General features: G+C 41.0%; 19 protein-coding genes (1 of these 19 cut by a window edge). 18 read left to right on the forward strand and 1 reads right to left on the reverse strand.

The window, feature by feature from the left end; translation table 11 throughout:
• From csfB to rsmI, 13 genes are all read left to right on the forward strand, one after another.
• Positions 1-175, forward strand: partial view of an anti-sigma-G factor gene (csfB, locus tag AC0OMA_RS00225; RefSeq protein WP_015482686.1) — the 3' portion only. Its footprint begins 20 nt before the window's first position; only the last 175 of its 195 coding nucleotides appear in the window; its start codon lies beyond the left edge, outside the window; its stop codon occupies positions 173-175.
• 119 nt (positions 176-294) lie between these two features.
• A complete protein-coding gene (locus AC0OMA_RS00230) occupies positions 295-909 on the forward strand; it encodes a 5-bromo-4-chloroindolyl phosphate hydrolysis family protein (protein ID WP_474221805.1) in 615 nt (204 codons plus the stop codon).
• Positions 910-927: 18 nt separating this feature from the next.
• Positions 928-2,088: a toxic anion resistance protein gene (locus AC0OMA_RS00235; RefSeq protein ID WP_474221806.1), complete on the forward strand. Its 1,161-nt coding sequence runs from the start codon at positions 928-930 to the stop codon at positions 2,086-2,088.
• 81 nt (positions 2,089-2,169) lie between these two features.
• Entirely contained in the window at positions 2,170-3,612 is a 1,443-nt protein-coding gene (locus AC0OMA_RS00240) for an aminotransferase class I/II-fold pyridoxal phosphate-dependent enzyme (protein ID WP_181218057.1), read from the forward strand.
• Entirely contained in the window at positions 3,609-4,247 is a 639-nt protein-coding gene (tmk, locus tag AC0OMA_RS00245) for a dTMP kinase (RefSeq protein WP_003243137.1), read from the forward strand. Before AC0OMA_RS00240 ends, tmk begins: the two co-directional genes overlap by 4 nt.
• Positions 4,248-4,320: 73 nt before the next feature.
• The gene (gene darA / locus AC0OMA_RS00250) at positions 4,321-4,650 is read left to right on the forward strand and encodes a cyclic di-AMP receptor DarA (RefSeq protein ID WP_003242755.1); all 330 of its coding nucleotides are present in this window, start codon (positions 4,321-4,323) and stop codon (positions 4,648-4,650) included.
• A gap of 12 nt (positions 4,651-4,662) precedes the next feature.
• Positions 4,663-5,103, forward strand: coding sequence for a YaaR family protein (locus tag AC0OMA_RS00255; RefSeq protein WP_015382556.1), 441 nt, complete (start codon positions 4,663-4,665; stop codon positions 5,101-5,103).
• Positions 5,104-5,114: 11 nt separating this feature from the next.
• Complete coding sequence (holB, locus tag AC0OMA_RS00260) at positions 5,115-6,104, forward strand: DNA polymerase III subunit delta' (protein WP_015482689.1); 990 nt, start codon at positions 5,115-5,117, stop codon at positions 6,102-6,104.
• Positions 6,105-6,106: 2 nt separating this feature from the next.
• Entirely contained in the window at positions 6,107-6,934 is an 828-nt protein-coding gene (gene ricT, locus AC0OMA_RS00265) for a competence/sporulation regulator complex protein RicT (RefSeq protein ID WP_003226767.1), read from the forward strand.
• Between the two features lie 14 nt (positions 6,935-6,948).
• Positions 6,949-7,308 (forward strand): replication initiation-control protein YabA, encoded by a 360-nt coding sequence (gene yabA / locus AC0OMA_RS00270; protein WP_003218308.1) that lies wholly within the window; start codon positions 6,949-6,951, stop codon positions 7,306-7,308.
• 58 nt (positions 7,309-7,366) lie between these two features.
• Positions 7,367-8,110 carry a tRNA1(Val) (adenine(37)-N6)-methyltransferase gene (locus AC0OMA_RS00275; protein WP_003244526.1) on the forward strand — a complete coding sequence of 248 codons (744 nt, stop codon included), beginning with the start codon at positions 7,367-7,369 and terminating at the stop codon, positions 8,108-8,110.
• Positions 8,097-8,396 carry a GIY-YIG nuclease family protein gene (locus AC0OMA_RS00280; RefSeq protein WP_003242983.1) on the forward strand — a complete coding sequence of 100 codons (300 nt, stop codon included), beginning with the start codon at positions 8,097-8,099 and terminating at the stop codon, positions 8,394-8,396. Before AC0OMA_RS00275 ends, AC0OMA_RS00280 begins: the two co-directional genes overlap by 14 nt.
• A complete protein-coding gene (gene rsmI / locus AC0OMA_RS00285; protein ID WP_041517603.1) occupies positions 8,371-9,249 on the forward strand; it encodes a 16S rRNA (cytidine(1402)-2'-O)-methyltransferase in 879 nt (292 codons plus the stop codon). The genes AC0OMA_RS00280 and rsmI overlap by 26 nt, the downstream gene beginning before the upstream one ends.
• Positions 9,250-9,297: 48 nt before the next feature.
• Here the strand turns inward: rsmI and abrB are convergent, their stop codons facing one another.
• Positions 9,298-9,588 carry a transition state genes transcriptional regulator AbrB gene (gene abrB, locus AC0OMA_RS00290; RefSeq protein WP_003226760.1) on the reverse strand — a complete coding sequence of 97 codons (291 nt, stop codon included), beginning with the start codon at positions 9,586-9,588 and terminating at the stop codon, positions 9,298-9,300.
• A gap of 494 nt (positions 9,589-10,082) precedes the next feature.
• On the opposite strand from abrB, the gene metG reads away from it, so the two are divergent.
• The 5 genes from metG (at position 10,083) to rsmA (ending at position 15,969) form a co-directional block, all read left to right on the forward strand.
• Positions 10,083-12,077 carry a methionine--tRNA ligase gene (metG, locus tag AC0OMA_RS00295; RefSeq protein WP_015382561.1) on the forward strand — a complete coding sequence of 665 codons (1,995 nt, stop codon included), beginning with the start codon at positions 10,083-10,085 and terminating at the stop codon, positions 12,075-12,077.
• 79 nt (positions 12,078-12,156) lie between these two features.
• Positions 12,157-12,924: a TatD family hydrolase gene (locus tag AC0OMA_RS00300; RefSeq protein WP_014475570.1), complete on the forward strand. Its 768-nt coding sequence runs from the start codon at positions 12,157-12,159 to the stop codon at positions 12,922-12,924.
• 155 nt (positions 12,925-13,079) lie between these two features.
• The gene (locus tag AC0OMA_RS00305; RefSeq protein ID WP_015382562.1) at positions 13,080-14,393 is read left to right on the forward strand and encodes a ubiquitin-like domain-containing protein; all 1,314 of its coding nucleotides are present in this window, start codon (positions 13,080-13,082) and stop codon (positions 14,391-14,393) included.
• 144 nt (positions 14,394-14,537) lie between these two features.
• Positions 14,538-15,098 (forward strand): ribonuclease M5, encoded by a 561-nt coding sequence (rnmV, locus tag AC0OMA_RS00310; protein ID WP_015253010.1) that lies wholly within the window; start codon positions 14,538-14,540, stop codon positions 15,096-15,098.
• Entirely contained in the window at positions 15,091-15,969 is an 879-nt protein-coding gene (gene rsmA / locus AC0OMA_RS00315) for a 16S rRNA (adenine(1518)-N(6)/adenine(1519)-N(6))-dimethyltransferase RsmA (RefSeq protein WP_474221807.1), read from the forward strand. The genes rnmV and rsmA overlap by 8 nt, the downstream gene beginning before the upstream one ends.
• Positions 15,970-16,077: the final 108 nt, after the last annotated feature.

A 16,077-nucleotide genomic window follows, 5' to 3' on the forward strand; every position in this document is an offset into this window, starting at 1 on the left:
TAATCATACATGTGTGATTTGTGATCAAGAGAAGAATAGAGGCATTCATCTTTATACGAAATTCATATGCTTAGATTGTGAGAGAAAAGTAATTTCTACATCAACTTCTGATCCTGACTATGCGTTTTACGTAAAAAAACTAAAGAGCATTCATACACCGCCATTATATTCATAGACCTGAAAAGGTCTTTTTTTATACTCTTAATAATAAAAAGAAGATGAAACTTGTTTAAGGATTGAACGTAGTAGATAATAATATTAAAACAGAGTATAGACACAGGAGTCGATTATCTCATGCAGAGATTTTTTCACTTTTTGATGTGGAGTTTAACTAGCAGTGCGACTTTTGTTTTCATAGGAATATTGAGCTTTTTCGTTTTAAACCAGTCGCTTTTTTTATCTTTTGTTTATGGGCTTGCTTCTGGAGCAGCCGTATATATAGCTGGCATCTGGAATGCAAGACGGTTATTTCTTAAAAAGCATGAATTGACAGGAAGAGAGTATGCTTACATTAAGAAAAACTTAGAGGAAGCAAGGCAGAAAATGATCCGTCTTAGGAAAGCCTTGTTTCAGGCTAAAAGCATTCAAATGTTTAAGCAAAATGCAGAAATGCTAAGGATTGTGAGAAGGATTTATCTCCTCACCAAAAAAGAGCCAAAACGGTTTTATCAGGCAGAACGATTTTTTTATCAAACTCTCGATTCGGTTGTTGAATTGACAGAGAAGTATGCTTTTCTATCATCTCACCCAAAAAAAAGCAAAGAACTGTCGATGTCGTTAAGTGAGACACGCATCACTCTAACTGAATTGACCAAGCGTTTAGAGGAAGATTTAACTCAAGTAATGGGTGATGAAATTGACGAGTTGCAGTTTGAATTAGATGCAGCAAAACATTCATTAAAGAAATAAGGGAAGAGGGTAAGAGCGATGAACCGAGACCAAAGCGACCTTCATATAGATGAATTATTGGCAGATCCTTTTGGTGGTAACATAGAGATACCAGGTTCGGAGGCTGTAAAAGCAGAGAAAGAGCAAGTACGGCTTGTTGATGTTCTTCCCGAGGAAAACAAGGAAAAAGCAATTCAGCTTGCTGGACAGATTGATCATAAAAATATGCAAAGCATTGTCTTATACGGTTCACAAGCTCAATCTAAACTGCTGAACTTTTCTCATGATATGATTAATCATGTTCAAAAGAAGGATGTCGGGGAGATTGGCGAAATACTTGGAGAGCTGATGAAAAAGCTGGAGCAAGTAAATCCTGATGATCTCCAATCTAAGAAAAAGGGTTTTTTGGCACGCATGTTTGGAAGAGTATCAAGTTCTCTTCAAGAGGTGCTGTCTAAATACCAAAAGACCAGTGTGCAGATAGACAGAATCAGCTTGAAGCTGGAGCACTCTAAAAATGCTTTAATCAGTGACAACAAGCTGTTAGAGCAGTTATATGAAAAAAATAAAGAATATTTTGCCGCGCTGAATGTTTATATTGCTGCAGGAGAACTGAAGCTGGAGGAATTAAAAACAAAAACGATTCCTGAACTGAAGCAACAGGCTGAATCGAGTGATCATAACCAAATGGCCGTTCAAGAGGTGAATGATTTAATTCAATTTGCTGACCGGTTAGATAAAAGGGTGCATGATTTGCTGCTGAGCAGGCAAATTACAATCCAAAGTGCACCGCAAATCAGGCTGATTCAAAATACAAACCAAGCGTTAGCTGAAAAGATTCAGTCATCCATTGTGACAGCGATTCCGCTATGGAAAAATCAAGTTGCCATTGCACTGACGCTTTTAAGGCAGCGCAATGCAGTGGATGCACAACAGAAAGTATCTGATACAACCAATGAGCTTTTGCTGAAAAATGCGGAGCTTTTAAAAACCAATACAATTGAAACTGCCCGGGCAAATGAACGAGGCCTTGTTGATATAGATACCTTGAAGAAAGTACAGGAAAGCTTAATAAGCACGCTTGAAGAAACACTGACTATACAAGAAGAAGGACGAATCAAACGCCGTCAGGCAGAAGAAGAGCTCATGTTGATGGAAGGCGACCTGAAGCAAAAGCTGCTTACAATAAAGGAAAGATAGTTACCAGTAAGTCTGGCTTTAAGTTCTGTCAGAGGCACGATATAATAAGGTGTAAGAAGACACATTCAAAGGATTGTTTTCATGAACACACCTTTATATAAAGCATTAATTCAACATGCGAGAAGAAATTCTCATTCATTTCATGTTCCGGGACATCACAATGGAGATGTCTTTTTTGATGACGCTAAGTCAATATTCGATCCGCTTCTCACCATTGATGTAACTGAACTGGCAGGACTGGATGATCTCCATCATCCTTCTGGGGTGATTAAGGAAGCTCAGGAGCTTGCCAGTCAATTATATGGATCGGCGGAAAGTTTTTTTCTGGTAAATGGTACGACTGTCGGAAACTTAGCGATGATTTTATCTGTTTGTGAACCTGGTGATACAATTCTGGTTCAAAGAAACTGTCATAAATCTGTATTCCATGCTGTTGATTTGGCCGGTGCTGATCCGGTTTATCTTGCACCTGACGTTGATTCAGCGATGCATGTGCCTACGCATGTTCCGCTTGGAACAATTAAAGAGGCCCTGGCAGCATATCCAGATGCGAAAGGCTTGGTACTGACCAATCCGACATATTACGGACATAGTGCTGATTTGACTGAGATCATTACTGAAGCCCATCATTACGGGATACCTGTTTTGGTCGATGAAGCGCATGGCGCACATTTTATTTTAGGTGAGCCTTTTCCGGTCTCAGCTTTAAAAATGGGGGCAGATATTGTTGTTCAGTCGGCCCACAAAACGTTGCCTGCCATGACGATGGGTTCTTATTTGCATCTCAACAGCAGCTGCAGGATTAACAGGGATCGGGTGGCAGAGTATTTAAACCGATTACAAAGCAGCAGCCCGTCTTATCCGATTATGGCTTCGTTAGATATTGCCCGCGCTTATGTACAGCATATTATAGAAGAACAAAAGCTTTCTGACATTCTGCAGCGGATACAAACACTTAAACAAACGTTTGATTCACTTACAAATGCAGAAGCTGTTAACCCTGCTAATCCACTGATCATCACGGATCCGCTAAAGCTCACAATTCGTTCAAAACGCGGGCATTCTGGCTATACGCTGCAAAGCATATTAGAGCGTGCCAACATATTCACTGAGCTTGCTGATGAAAATCAAGTACTGCTCGTTCTCCCATTGGGAGGAAAACGGAGAATAAATGCTGAAACCATTAGAAGCATTGATGAAGAGATTGAGAAAACGCCTCCGGATCAGACGTTTGTTTCTGCAGAATGGGGAGTGCAGCCTGTTACTGTCTTGCCTTATCCAAAAAAGGTCTTACATTCGCTTAAGAAAGAATATGTGGACTTTGAGGAAGCAGCTGGCCGGCTGAATGCAGAAGATATCATCCCTTATCCTCCGGGTATCCCGATGATTATGGCGGGAGAAAGAATAACAAAAGAAAGTGTGCAAAAGCTCAGCCGCTTGATCAGCATGAAAACGCATGTCCAAGGGAATATGAAAATCAAAGAGAAACAACTACTTGTTTATATAGAAGAGGAGAAATCATGAGCGGTTTATTTATTACATTCGAAGGTCCTGAAGGTGCGGGAAAAACGACTGTTCTGCAGGAAATCAAAAACATACTGACAGCAGAAGGCCTTCAGGTTATGGCAACTCGAGAGCCAGGCGGAATAGATATTGCAGAACAAATTCGAGAGGTTATTCTGAATGAGAACAACATACTAATGGATCCAAAAACAGAAGCTCTCTTATATGCGGCTGCAAGACGCCAGCATTTAGTTGAAAAAGTAAAACCTGCTTTAGAACAGGGGTTTATCGTTCTTTGCGACAGATTCATAGACAGTTCTCTTGCTTATCAAGGATATGCAAGAGGACTTGGAATTGATGAGGTTCTGTCCATTAATGAATTTGCCATTGGAGATATGATGCCCCATGTAACGGTTTATTTTTCAATTGATCCGGAAGAAGGACTGAAGCGTATTTACGCAAATGGCTCACGGGAGAAAAACAGGCTCGATTTAGAAAAACTGGACTTTCATACAAAAGTACAAGAAGGTTATCAAGAGCTGATGAAGCGATTTCCGGAAAGATTTCATTCAGTTGATGCCGGGCAATCCAAAGACCTCGTCGTTCAGGATGTTCTAAAGGTGATCGATGAAGCGTTAAAAAAAATTCAATTGTGACCTGTTTCCCAATAGTTGATATAATAATGTAAACGAGATCACGTTGTTTCCAATCTAAAGGAGGCCTTCACAGATGAAATTGATAGTGGCAGTTGTACAAGATCAGGACAGCAACAGACTTTTGAAAACCTTAACGGATCACAACTTCAGAGTCACAAAGCTTGCGACGACAGGAGGATTTCTTAAATCAGGCAATACAACGTTTATGATCGGTGTCGAGGATATACGCGTCAATAAAGCGTTGAGTCTCATTAAAGAAAACGGGCAGAAACGTGATCAGATGATTGCCCCTGTATCTCCAATGGGCGGAAATGCTGATTCCTATGTCCCTTATCCAGTCGAAGTTGAAGTTGGCGGAGCGACAGTATTTGTCCTTCCAGTCGATGAATTTCATCAATTTTAAGGATTTGAAACTGTGAAAATTAATAAAGATATACGTACATTTATAGATAATAAGCAGCTTCCCTCTGTGAAAACATCTGAGATCACAGCATCGTTTAAAACATCAATGGAAAACCAAAGCAGTAAAATGAAGCTAGATCAGCTTACCAGGCTGTTATCTGATATAGAGGCATTCGGAAAAAGGCTAACGAAATCTCGGAATTTTAAAGACTTAGCGAGATTTAAAGGACTTGTGAAACGTTTTGTCAAAGAAGCTGTGGACAGCGGCCTTTCACATGAAACATCGAAAAGCTTTGACCTTTACGGGAACAGCAGAACGCTGGGACTTGTGAAAGAAATAGATGACAAATTGATACAGCTTACGGAAGAGATGATGGATCAGGAAAAACCGGCAATTGATTTGCTGGAGCGTATTGGCGAAATAAAAGGTTTATTAATTAACCTTTACACATAGAGAGTGATACAATGGCAATATCCTGGAAGGAAATGAACGAGCTTCAGCCCAGAGTGATGAAGCTTTTATATAATAGTATTGAGAAGGACAGACTATCACACGCTTATTTGTTTGAGGGGAAAAAAGGAACAGGCAAGCTTGATGCCGCGCTGCTTCTTGCAAAAAGCTTCTTTTGTCTGGAGGATGGCGCGGAGCCTTGTGAGAGCTGCCGAAACTGTAAACGGATAGAGTCAGGGAACCATCCTGATCTCCATCTTGTTCAGCCTGATGGCTTATCAATCAAAAAGGCGCAAATTCAAGCGCTCCAAGAAGAGTTTTCTAAGACAGGACTTGAATCGCATAAAAAGCTGTATATTATTTCGCACGCAGATCAAATGACAGCAAATGCGGCGAACAGCCTGCTGAAATTTTTAGAAGAACCAAACAAGGACACAATGGCCGTCCTCATCACTGAGCAGCCCCAAAGGTTATTGGATACCATCATTTCAAGATGCCAAACCCTTCCTTTTCAGCCTTTGCAGCCGAAAGCAATTGAAGATAGACTGATCGAACAGGACGTCTCGCTTCATATGGCAAGGCTTCTGGCCAACATGACTAATAATGTAGCAGAAGCAGTCGAATTAAGTCGAAATGATGAGTTTGCAGAGTCTAGAGCGAAAGTGATAAAATTGTATGAAGTCCTACACCAGCGGAAAGGACATGCTTTTTTCTTTATTCAAGATCAATGGATGCCCTTTTTCAAAGAAAAAACCCATCAAGAAATGGGTCTTGATATGCTCTTATTGATATATCGTGATGTGTTGTCCATCCAAATAGGAAATGAAGATAAATTGATTTATCAAGACTTATTCCAATCAATAAAACAGCATGCGCTACAATCAACACAACAAAGCGTTACGAATCAGATACTTGCTGTTTTAGAAGCAAAGAAACGGCTTCATTCCAATGTGAATGTACAAGGATTAATGGAGCACTTGGTGTTAATGTTGCAGGAGGGATAAGCTTGTACAATGTAATTGGTGTCCGCTTTAAGAAAGCGGGTAAAATATATTATTTTGATCCGAATGGATTTCATATAGAACATGACAGCTGCGTAATTGTAGAAACTGTCAGAGGCGTTGAGTACGGCCAGGTCGTGATTGCAAATAAACAGGTGGATGAGCATGATGTGGTGCTTCCCCTTCGAAAAGTGATACGTGTGGCTGACGAGCGCGATCTTCTCATTGTAGAAGAAAATAAACAGGAAGCACTATCAGCATTTGATATCTGCCAAAAGAAAGTGATTGAGCATGGCTTGGATATGAAGCTGGTCGATGTTGAATTCACGTTTGATCGCAATAAAGTCATTTTTTACTTCACTGCTGACGGCCGAGTCGACTTCAGAGAGCTTGTAAAGGATTTGGCATCTATCTTTAAGACAAGAATTGAGCTGCGCCAAATAGGAGTAAGGGATGAGGCAAAAATGCTCGGAGGAATCGGTCCTTGCGGAAGAATGCTTTGCTGTTCAACGTTCCTTGGAGATTTTGAACCCGTTTCCATTAAAATGGCCAAGGATCAGAACTTGTCTTTAAATCCTACGAAGATTTCGGGTCTTTGCGGACGATTGATGTGCTGTCTAAAATATGAGAACGATGAGTATGAGACGGCAAAAGAACAGCTTCCGGATATAGGAGAAATGATTACGACAGCAAACGGTCCCGCGAAGGTCGTCGGACTAAATATTCTGGAACGGGTGCTTCAGGTGGAACTGATAAACCGTGAAAAAGTGATAGAATATACTTGGGAAGAGCTCTTGGAAGAGGGCGTCGTATCCGCACAAACCACAGATTAACGAGGTGTGGAACCTTGGATAAAAAAGAGTTATTTGATACAGTCATTAACTTAGAAGAACAAATCGGCTCACTGTACCGGCAGCTGGGGGATTTGAAGCAGCATATCGGTGAGATGATTGAGGAAAATCATCATTTACAGCTTGAAAACAAGCATTTGCGCAAACGGCTGGACGATACGACGCAGCAGATTGAAAAGTTCAAAGCTGATAAAAAAGAATCAAAAACACAGAAGACAGAGCAAACTGATATAGGGGAAGGATATGATAATCTGGCACGTCTGTATCAAGAAGGATTTCATATCTGCAATGTCCACTATGGTAGTGTTCGAAAAGAAGATTGTCTTTTCTGTCTGTCATTCTTAAATAAAAAATAGGGAAAAGGCTTCCGCATAAGACGGGAGCCTTTTTCAAAGGTACTGAAAGGATAAGAAGATGGTTTCATTACATGATGATGAAAGATTAGATTATTTGCTGGCAGAGGACATGAAAATCATACAAAGCCCAACAGTGTTTGCTTTTTCGTTGGACGCTGTGCTTCTGTCCAAATTTGCGTACGTTCCGATTCAAAAAGGGAAAATTGTTGATTTATGCACCGGCAATGGTATTGTGCCGCTGCTGCTCAGTACAAGATCAAAAGCAGACATTCTGGGAGTCGAAATTCAAGAAAGGCTGCATGATATGGCTGTTCGCAGCGTGGAGTATAATAAGTTGGACGATCAGATCCAGATCATACATGATGACCTGAAAAACATGCCGGAGAAACTTGGACATAATCGATATGATGTTGTCACCTGCAATCCGCCGTATTTTAAAACGCCGAAACAAACTGAACAAAACATGAACGAGCATCTCCGAATCGCAAGACATGAAATCCACTGCACACTGGAGGATGTCATTTCAGTCAGCAGCAAGCTGCTCAAGCAAGGGGGAAAAGCAGCTCTTGTTCACCGGCCGGGAAGGCTTCTGGAGATTTTTGAACTGATGAAGGCTTATCAAATCGAGCCGAAACGTGTACAATTTGTCTATCCGAAGCAAGGGAAAGAAGCCAATACCATTTTGGTTGAAGGCATCAAAGGCGGGCGCCCGGATTTGAAAATTCTTCCTCCTTTATTCGTTTATGATGAACAAAATGAATATACAAAAGAAATCAGGACCATTTTATATGGAGACAAATAACCATTTCTTCTACGTCGTGAAATGTAAGGACAATAGCTGGTATGCCGGGTATACCAACGATCTGCATAAACGAGTGAAAACACACAATGATGGAAAGGGCGCAAAGTACACAAAAGTAAGACGTCCGGTTGAATTAATTTTTGCCGAGAGCTTTTCAACAAAGCGAGAAGCTATGCAGGCGGAATATTATTTCAAAAAACTAACTCGGAAGAAAAAAGAGCTTTATATAGAAGAAAAGCGGAACAGCAAGGAGGCTGTATATGTTAAGGCGCCAAATGAGCTTTAATGGAAAGTCGGACATGGGAATTCTTTACTTGGTTCCAACCCCAATCGGAAATCTAGAGGATATGACATTCCGGGCGATTGACACGCTGAAATCAGTGGATGCGATTGCTGCGGAAGATACGAGGCAAACAAAAAAGCTTTGTCATGTTTATGAAATTGAAACACCGCTCGTCAGCTATCACGAACACAATAAAGAAAGCAGCGGGCACAAAATTATTGAATGGCTGAAATCGGGAAAAAACATTGCTCTTGTCAGTGATGCCGGTCTGCCGACGATTTCTGATCCCGGAGCGGAAATTGTAAAGGACTTTACGGATATAGGCGGTTATGTTGTTCCGTTGCCGGGGGCAAATGCTGCATTAACAGCTCTTATTGCTTCAGGTATTGTACCGCAGCCTTTTTTCTTTTACGGTTTTCTCAACAGACAGAAAAAAGAAAAGAAGAAGGAGCTTGAAGCCCTTAAAAAACGGCGCGAAACGATCATTTTTTATGAAGCGCCTCACAGATTGAAGGAAACATTGTCAGCGATGGCAGAGATATTAGGAGATCGGGAAATTGCTGTAACGCGTGAACTCACTAAGAAATATGAAGAGTTTATCCGAGGAACCATATCCGAGGTCATTGGATGGGCAAACGAGGATCAGATACGCGGCGAGTTTTGTCTTGTCGTAGAAGGAAGTAATAATGAAGAGGCAGATGAGGAAGAACAATGGTGGGAAACCCTCACTGCGAAAGAACATGTCGAGCATTACATCTCGAAAGGCGCTACGTCTAAAGAAGCCATTAAAAAAGCAGCAGTCGATCGCAATGTACCAAAGCGTGAAGTGTACGATGCTTACCATATTAAGCAATAAAAAAACGTTCTTGTGTCATAACAAGAACGTTTTTTGTACAAGAAATGATTATTTAAGGTTTTGAAGCTGGTTTTGGATTTCGCTGATGATTTGCTCAGCGCCTTCTTTACTAAGAACCAATTTACCGCCTGCAAGTTTAAGGTTATCATCAGAAACTTCACCAGTTACTTGGCAAGTCATGTTTGGTTTATATTTTTTAAGGATGATTTTTTCATCATCAACATAGATTTCAAGAGCATCTTTTTCTGCGATTCCAAGAGTACGACGCAGTTCGATAGGAATAACTACACGTCCTAATTCATCAACTTTACGTACAATACCAGTAGATTTCATAAACATTCTCCTCCCAAGAGATACTTATTTGTTTAAATTATATTTTTCTTCGTCATTATTCGACAAAATCCTTACCTTCATAGCATAACAAGGTTTCCAATAATCGTCAATCATTTTGTTTACTATTGATTGTAAGAATTAGTTCTTATAGTCAGTAATGTCTTAGAAACTACCGAAATAACAGCATTTTATAAATATTTAATAAAGCTATTATCCTACTAAAAATCCTTTTAAATCAAGACTTTCGAACCAAAGTTTTTTATTTCATTTGATTATATACGACAAAATTCGACACGAACAGACTTTTTTTATTTTCATTAAAGATTTTTAATTTTAATTATTCTTTTTCAGGGTGTATGTATATATTCTTGATCTTAAAGGCTAAGATGGTATCATAGATAAAGGATAAATATAAATAATATTCATATATGATTTGCACTTATCGCCGCTCTCGTCCTTTGGGCGGGAGCTTTTTGACATTCTGATTAGGAGGTTTCAAGATGCCGCAAGAAAACAATACATTTTACATTACAACACCGATTTATTATCCGAGCGGAAAATTACATATCGGCCATGCATATACGACAGTCGCGGGAGATGCAATGGCACGTTACAAAAGATTAAAAGGGTTCGATGTTCGCTATTTAACGGGAACGGACGAGCATGGACAAAAGATCCAGCAAAAAGCTGAACAGGAAAACATTACACCTCAGGAGTATGTGGATCGCGCAGCGGCAGATATTCAAAAACTGTGGAAGCAGCTTGAAATCTCAAACGACGACTTTATCCGCACGACAGAAAAACGGCATAAAGTTGTCATTGAAAAGGTGTTTCAAAAGCTTCTTGATAACGGGGACATCTATCTTGATGAGTATGAAGGCTGGTACAGCATCCCTGATGAAACGTTCTACACGGAAACTCAGCTCGTTGATATTGAGCGGAATGAAAAGGGAGAGGTCATCGGCGGAAAAAGCCCTGACAGCGGTCACCCAGTTGAATTGATCAAAGAGGAATCTTATTTCTTCCGCATGGGGAAATACGCGGATCGTCTTCTGAAATACTATGAAGAAAACCCGACATTCATTCAGCCAGAATCACGCAAAAACGAAATGATTAATAACTTTATCAAACCTGGACTTGAGGATTTGGCAGTATCACGTACCACTTTTGATTGGGGCGTGAAGGTGCCGGAAAATCCAAAGCATGTTGTATATGTTTGGATTGACGCACTATTTAACTATTTAACGGCACTCGGTTATGATACAGAAAATGATGAGCTTTATCAAAAATATTGGCCTGCCGATGTTCATTTAGTCGGTAAGGAGATTGTACGGTTCCATACTATTTACTGGCCAATTATGCTGATGGCGCTGGATCTTCCGCTGCCGAAGCAGGTATTCGCGCATGGCTGGCTTTTGATGAAAGACGGAAAAATGTCGAAATCAAAAGGAAATGTTGTAGATCCGGTTACATTAATTGAACGCTATGGTTTAGACGAGCTTCGCTATTACCTGCTTCGCGAAGTGCCGTTCGGATCTGACGGTGTATTTACGCCGGAAGGATTTGTTGAGCGAATCAACTATGATTTAGCGAATGATTTAGGAAATCTATTGAATCGTACTGTTGCGATGATTAATAAGTATTTTGACGGACAAATCGGTTCTTACAAAGGTGCTGTTACGGAATTTGACCAAACGCTTACTTCGGTTGCTGAAGAAACAGTGAAAGCTTATGAGAAAGCAATGGAAAATATGGAGTTCTCGGTAGCACTTTCGACTTTATGGCAGCTCATCAGCCGCACAAACAAATACATTGATGAGACAGCTCCATGGGTGCTTGCGAAAGATCCGGCAAAAGAAGAAGAATTGCGATCAGTTATGTATCATCTCGCTGAATCATTGCGTATTTCAGCGGTACTGCTTCAGCCATTCTTAACAAAAACACCTGAAAAAATGTTCGAGCAGCTGGGCATTACTGATGAATCTTTAAAAGCTTGGGATAGCATTACAACTTTCGGCCAGCTGAAAGATACAAAAGTACAAAAAGGCGAGCCATTGTTCCCTCGTTTAGAGGCAGAAGAAGAAATTGCTTACATCAAAGGGAAAATGCAAGGTTCGGCACCAGCGAAAGAAGAAACAAAAGAAGAAGAGCCGCAAGAGGTCGATCGTTTACCTGAAATTACGATTGATCAATTCATGGATGTAGAGCTTCGCGTAGCTGAGGTCATTGAGGCAGAGCCAGTGAAAAAAGCAGACCGTTTATTGAAGCTGCAGCTTGATCTTGGTTTTGAAAAGCGCCAAGTGGTATCCGGCATTGCGAAGCATTATACGCCTGAAGAGCTTGTTGGAAAAAAGCTCGTTTGTGTAACAAATCTAAAACCGGTTAAACTCAGAGGAGAGCTTTCCCAAGGTATGATCCTTGCAGGAGAAGCAGACGGCGTTTTAAAGGTCGTGTCTATCGATCAGTCGTTACCAAAAGGCACAAGAATTAAATAATGATAAAACAAAAGGTGTTTCACGTGTAACAATTCGTCGAACACCTTTTGTGTTTCGACAAGAAAGGAGTTTTTCACTTATGTTGTTTGATACACACGCGCATTTAAATGCAGAACAATATGATACTGATCTTGAAGAGGTTATTGAACGGGCAAAAGCTGAAAAAGTTGAACGAATTGTCGTAGTTGGTTTTGACCGTCCGACGATTACCCGTGCGATGGAAATGATTGAGGAATATGATTTTATTTATGCAGCCATTGGCTGGCACCCTGTTGACGCTATTGACATGACAGAGGAAGACTTAGCGTGGATTAAAGAGCTTTCTGCTCATGAGAAAGTGGTAGCGATAGGGGAAATGGGACTGGATTATCATTGGGATAAATCACCTAAAGATATTCAAAAAGAGGTGTTTAGAAAACAAATCGCCTTAGCGAAAGAGGTCAATTTGCCTATTATCATTCATAACCGTGATGCAACGGAGGATGTCGTGACCATTTTAAAAGAGGAAGGCGCAGAAGCTGTGGGCGGAATCATGCACTGCTTTACAGGAAGTGCGGAAGTGGCAAGAGAATGCATGAAAATGAATTTTTATTTATCATTTGGGGGACCGGTGACATTTAAAAATGCGAAGAAACCGAAGGAAGTAGTGAAGGAAATTCCCAATGACCGGCTGCTGATTGAAACGGACTGCCCGTTTCTCACACCGCATCCTTTCCGCGGGAAAAGAAATGAGCCAAGCTATGTGAAATATGTGGCAGAACAAATCGCCGAATTAAAAGAAATGACCTTTGAAGAGATTGCTTCCATCACGACTGAAAATGCAAAAAGACTTTTCCGTATAAACTGACAAAAAACGCTAGCGGGTTTTGTAAGAGCTTGTCCCTTACAGCGTTTTTCTATAAAAGTTCTACATGCTTTCTTCTCCTCATAGGATAGGTTTGTCGACAAGTCTTTCTTCCGTTTCTCAGTGTATTTCAGGATAATGAAGAGGACACTGAGCTTTTGGGAGAAAGAGAAGGGAGGGTTGACAGCCTTTTAGATACTCTATATAATCTCTCCGAGGAGAAGGAGGCGTTTTTCATCACACAAAAAATGAAAAAGCTGTTTTCCGTAAAGCTTAGCAAAAGCAAAGTCATTCTGGTTGCTGCTTGTTTGCTTTTGGCAGGAAGCGGGACTGCGTACGCGGCTCATGAGCTGACGAAACAATCAGTCTCAGTTTCTATCAATGGCAAAAAGAAACATATACGCACACATGCAAATACAGTCGGTGATCTTTTGGAGACGCTTGATATAAAGACAAGAGACGAAGACAAGATCACACCTGCTAAACAGACAAAGATAACAGCAGACATGGACGTTGTGTATGAGGCTGCAAAACCTGTGAAGCTTACAATAAACGGGGAAGAAAAGACGTTATGGTCAACAGCAAAAACGGTCGGTGCATTACTGGACGAACAAGATGTTGATGTGAAAGAACAAGATCAAATTGATCCCGCAATAGATACAGATATTTCGAAAGACATGAAGATTAACATAGAGCCCGCATTTCAGGTTACTGTGAATGATGCAGGGAAACAAAAGAAGATCTGGACGACTTCGACTACGGTCGCTGACTTTTTAAAACAGCAAAAGATGAACATAAAAGACGAAGATAAAATCAAGCCTGCGTTAGATGCAAAGCTGACGAAAGGAAAGGCTGATATTACAATTACTCGTATCGAAAAGGTCACCGATGTAGTTGAAGAGAAGATTGCGTTTGATGTGAAAAAGCAAGAAGACGCTTCTCTTGAAAAAGGGAAAGAAAAGGTCGTCCAAAAAGGAAAAGAAGGCAAGCTAAAAAAACATTTCGAAGTCGTTAAAGAAAACGGTAAAGAAGTGTCCAGAGAGCTTGTAAAAGAAGAAACAGCTGAACAAAGCAAAGATAAAGTGATTGCTGTCGGCACAAAGCAAACCAGTCCAAAAGTTGAAACGGTCAGTGCTTCAGGCGATTCAAAAACAGTTGTGTCCCGCAGCAATGAATCAACAGGCAAAGTCATGACTGTATCATCTACGGCTTATACGGCAAGCTGCAGCGGTTGTTCAGGACATACAGCGACAGGCGTCAATTTAAAAAATAATCCGAATGCCAAAGTCATCGCTGTGGATCCAAATGTCATTCCGCTAGGCTCCAAAGTCCACGTGGAAGGCTATGGATATGCCATTGCTGCAGATACCGGTTCAGCGATTAAAGGGAACAAGATAGACGTCTTTTTCCCAGAGAAATCATCGGCGTACCGATGGGGAAATAAAACAGTCAAAATTAAAATCTTAAATTAGTATATACTTATGTATTCAGAGGGTTTTGCGCCCTCTGTTTTTTTCGTTATAATAGACAAAGTGCATTTTCTGCTTATTAGACGCTCGACATAAGAAAAAGTTTCATGAATATACAAAAGTTTTTATTTTGTCTTGGAGGAAATAATGAAAATAAAAGAGATCATTGTGGTCGAGGGGCGTGACGATACGGCCCGCATCAAATTGGCTGTTGATGCAGACACAATTGAAACAAATGGTTCAGCCATCGATGATCATGTGATTGACCAAATCCGTTTGGCCCAGAAGACCAGAGGCGTCATTATTTTAACGGATCCGGACTTTCCGGGAGAGAAGATTCGCAAAACCATCTCAGAGGCTGTACCCGGCTGTAAGCATGCATTTTTGCCAAAGCATCTTGCCAAACCTAAAAACAAGCGGGGAATTGGTGTGGAGCATGCATCGGTTGAAAGCATTAGGGCATGTTTAGAAAATGTGCATGAGGAGATGGAAGCGCAGCCGAGTGACATTTCAGCTGAGGATTTGATTCATGCCGGACTAATAGGCGGACCTGCGGCCAAACGCCGCCGGGAACGACTGGGTGATCTGTTGAAAATCGGCTATACAAATGGCAAACAACTTCAAAAACGGCTGCAAATGTTTCAAATTAAAAAAAGTGATTTTATGAGTGCGCTCGATACCGTTATGCGGGAGGAACAGAATGAATAAAGATATTGCGACACCGATTAGAACGAAAGAGATACTGAAGAAATATGGTTTTTCTTTTAAAAAGAGCTTAGGACAGAATTTCTTAATTGATACGAACATTTTAAACAGAATTGTCGATCACGCAGAAGTGACGGAGAAAACAGGTGTCATTGAAATCGGCCCGGGAATCGGGGCTTTAACCGAACAGCTTGCCAAGCGGGCGAAAAAGGTCGTGGCATTTGAGATTGATCAGCGATTATTGCCGATTCTGAAGGATACACTGTCACCTTACGACAATGTCACTGTCATTCATCAGGACGTGTTAAAGGCTGATGTCAAATCAGTCATTGAAGAACAATTTCAAGATTGTGATGAGATCATGGTAGTTGCCAACCTTCCTTATTACGTAACAACACCGATTATCATGAAACTGCTTGAAGAACATCTTCCGCTGAAAGGGATTGTGGTCATGCTGCAAAAAGAAGTGGCTGAGCGCATGGCGGCTGATCCTTCATCTAAGGAGTACGGCTCGCTTTCAATCGCGGTGCAGTTTTATACAGAAGCCAAAACGGTGATGATCGTACCGAAAACCGTATTTGTTCCTCAGCCTAATGTCGATTCCGCAGTCATCCGGCTGATTCTCCGAGACGGCCCGGCAGTGGACGTGGAAAACGAATCCTTTTTCTTTCAGCTCATCAAGGCAAGCTTTGCACAGCGCCGTAAAACGCTGCTCAATAACTTAGTTAACAATCTGCCTGAAGGAAAAGCGCAAAAATCAACGATTGAACAAGTGCTCGAAGAAATAAATATTGACGGCAAGCGCCGAGGTGAATCCCTGTCTATTGAGGAATTCGCAGCGCTGTCTAACGGATTGTATAAAGCCCTTTTCTAAAAGGGCTTTTTGTTTTGCGCACCACATGGACTGCCGCTACATAGGCTAGAGAAGGACCTTTCATTCAATGATAAGAAAAACTTGGACTCAGCGAAAAAAGGCGCTTTC

This window comes from Bacillus sp. AMCV2 (assembly GCF_056033925.1).

What these genes read in the sequence shown, in the direction of transcription:
- AC0OMA_RS00230 (WP_474221805.1), top strand. Translation starts at nt 295, where the DNA reads ATGCAGAGATTTTTTCACTTTTTGATGTGGAGTTTAACTAGCAGTGCG.
- AC0OMA_RS00235 (WP_474221806.1), top strand. Translation starts at nt 928, where the DNA reads ATGAACCGAGACCAAAGCGACCTTCATATAGATGAATTATTGGCAGAT.
- AC0OMA_RS00240 (WP_181218057.1), top strand. Translation starts at nt 2,170, where the DNA reads ATGAACACACCTTTATATAAAGCATTAATTCAACATGCGAGAAGAAAT.
- tmk (WP_003243137.1), top strand. Translation starts at nt 3,609, where the DNA reads ATGAGCGGTTTATTTATTACATTCGAAGGTCCTGAAGGTGCGGGAAAA.
- darA (WP_003242755.1), top strand. Translation starts at nt 4,321, where the DNA reads ATGAAATTGATAGTGGCAGTTGTACAAGATCAGGACAGCAACAGACTT.
- holB (WP_015482689.1), top strand. Translation starts at nt 5,115, where the DNA reads ATGGCAATATCCTGGAAGGAAATGAACGAGCTTCAGCCCAGAGTGATG.
- AC0OMA_RS00275 (WP_003244526.1), top strand. Translation starts at nt 7,367, where the DNA reads ATGGTTTCATTACATGATGATGAAAGATTAGATTATTTGCTGGCAGAG.
- AC0OMA_RS00280 (WP_003242983.1), top strand. Translation starts at nt 8,097, where the DNA reads ATGGAGACAAATAACCATTTCTTCTACGTCGTGAAATGTAAGGACAAT.
- rsmI (WP_041517603.1), top strand. Translation starts at nt 8,371, where the DNA reads ATGTTAAGGCGCCAAATGAGCTTTAATGGAAAGTCGGACATGGGAATT.
- abrB (WP_003226760.1), bottom strand. Translation starts at nt 9,588, where the DNA reads ATGTTTATGAAATCTACTGGTATTGTACGTAAAGTTGATGAATTAGGA.
- metG (WP_015382561.1), top strand. Translation starts at nt 10,083, where the DNA reads ATGCCGCAAGAAAACAATACATTTTACATTACAACACCGATTTATTAT.
- AC0OMA_RS00300 (WP_014475570.1), top strand. Translation starts at nt 12,157, where the DNA reads ATGTTGTTTGATACACACGCGCATTTAAATGCAGAACAATATGATACT.
- rnmV (WP_015253010.1), top strand. Translation starts at nt 14,538, where the DNA reads ATGAAAATAAAAGAGATCATTGTGGTCGAGGGGCGTGACGATACGGCC.
- rsmA (WP_474221807.1), top strand. Translation starts at nt 15,091, where the DNA reads ATGAATAAAGATATTGCGACACCGATTAGAACGAAAGAGATACTGAAG.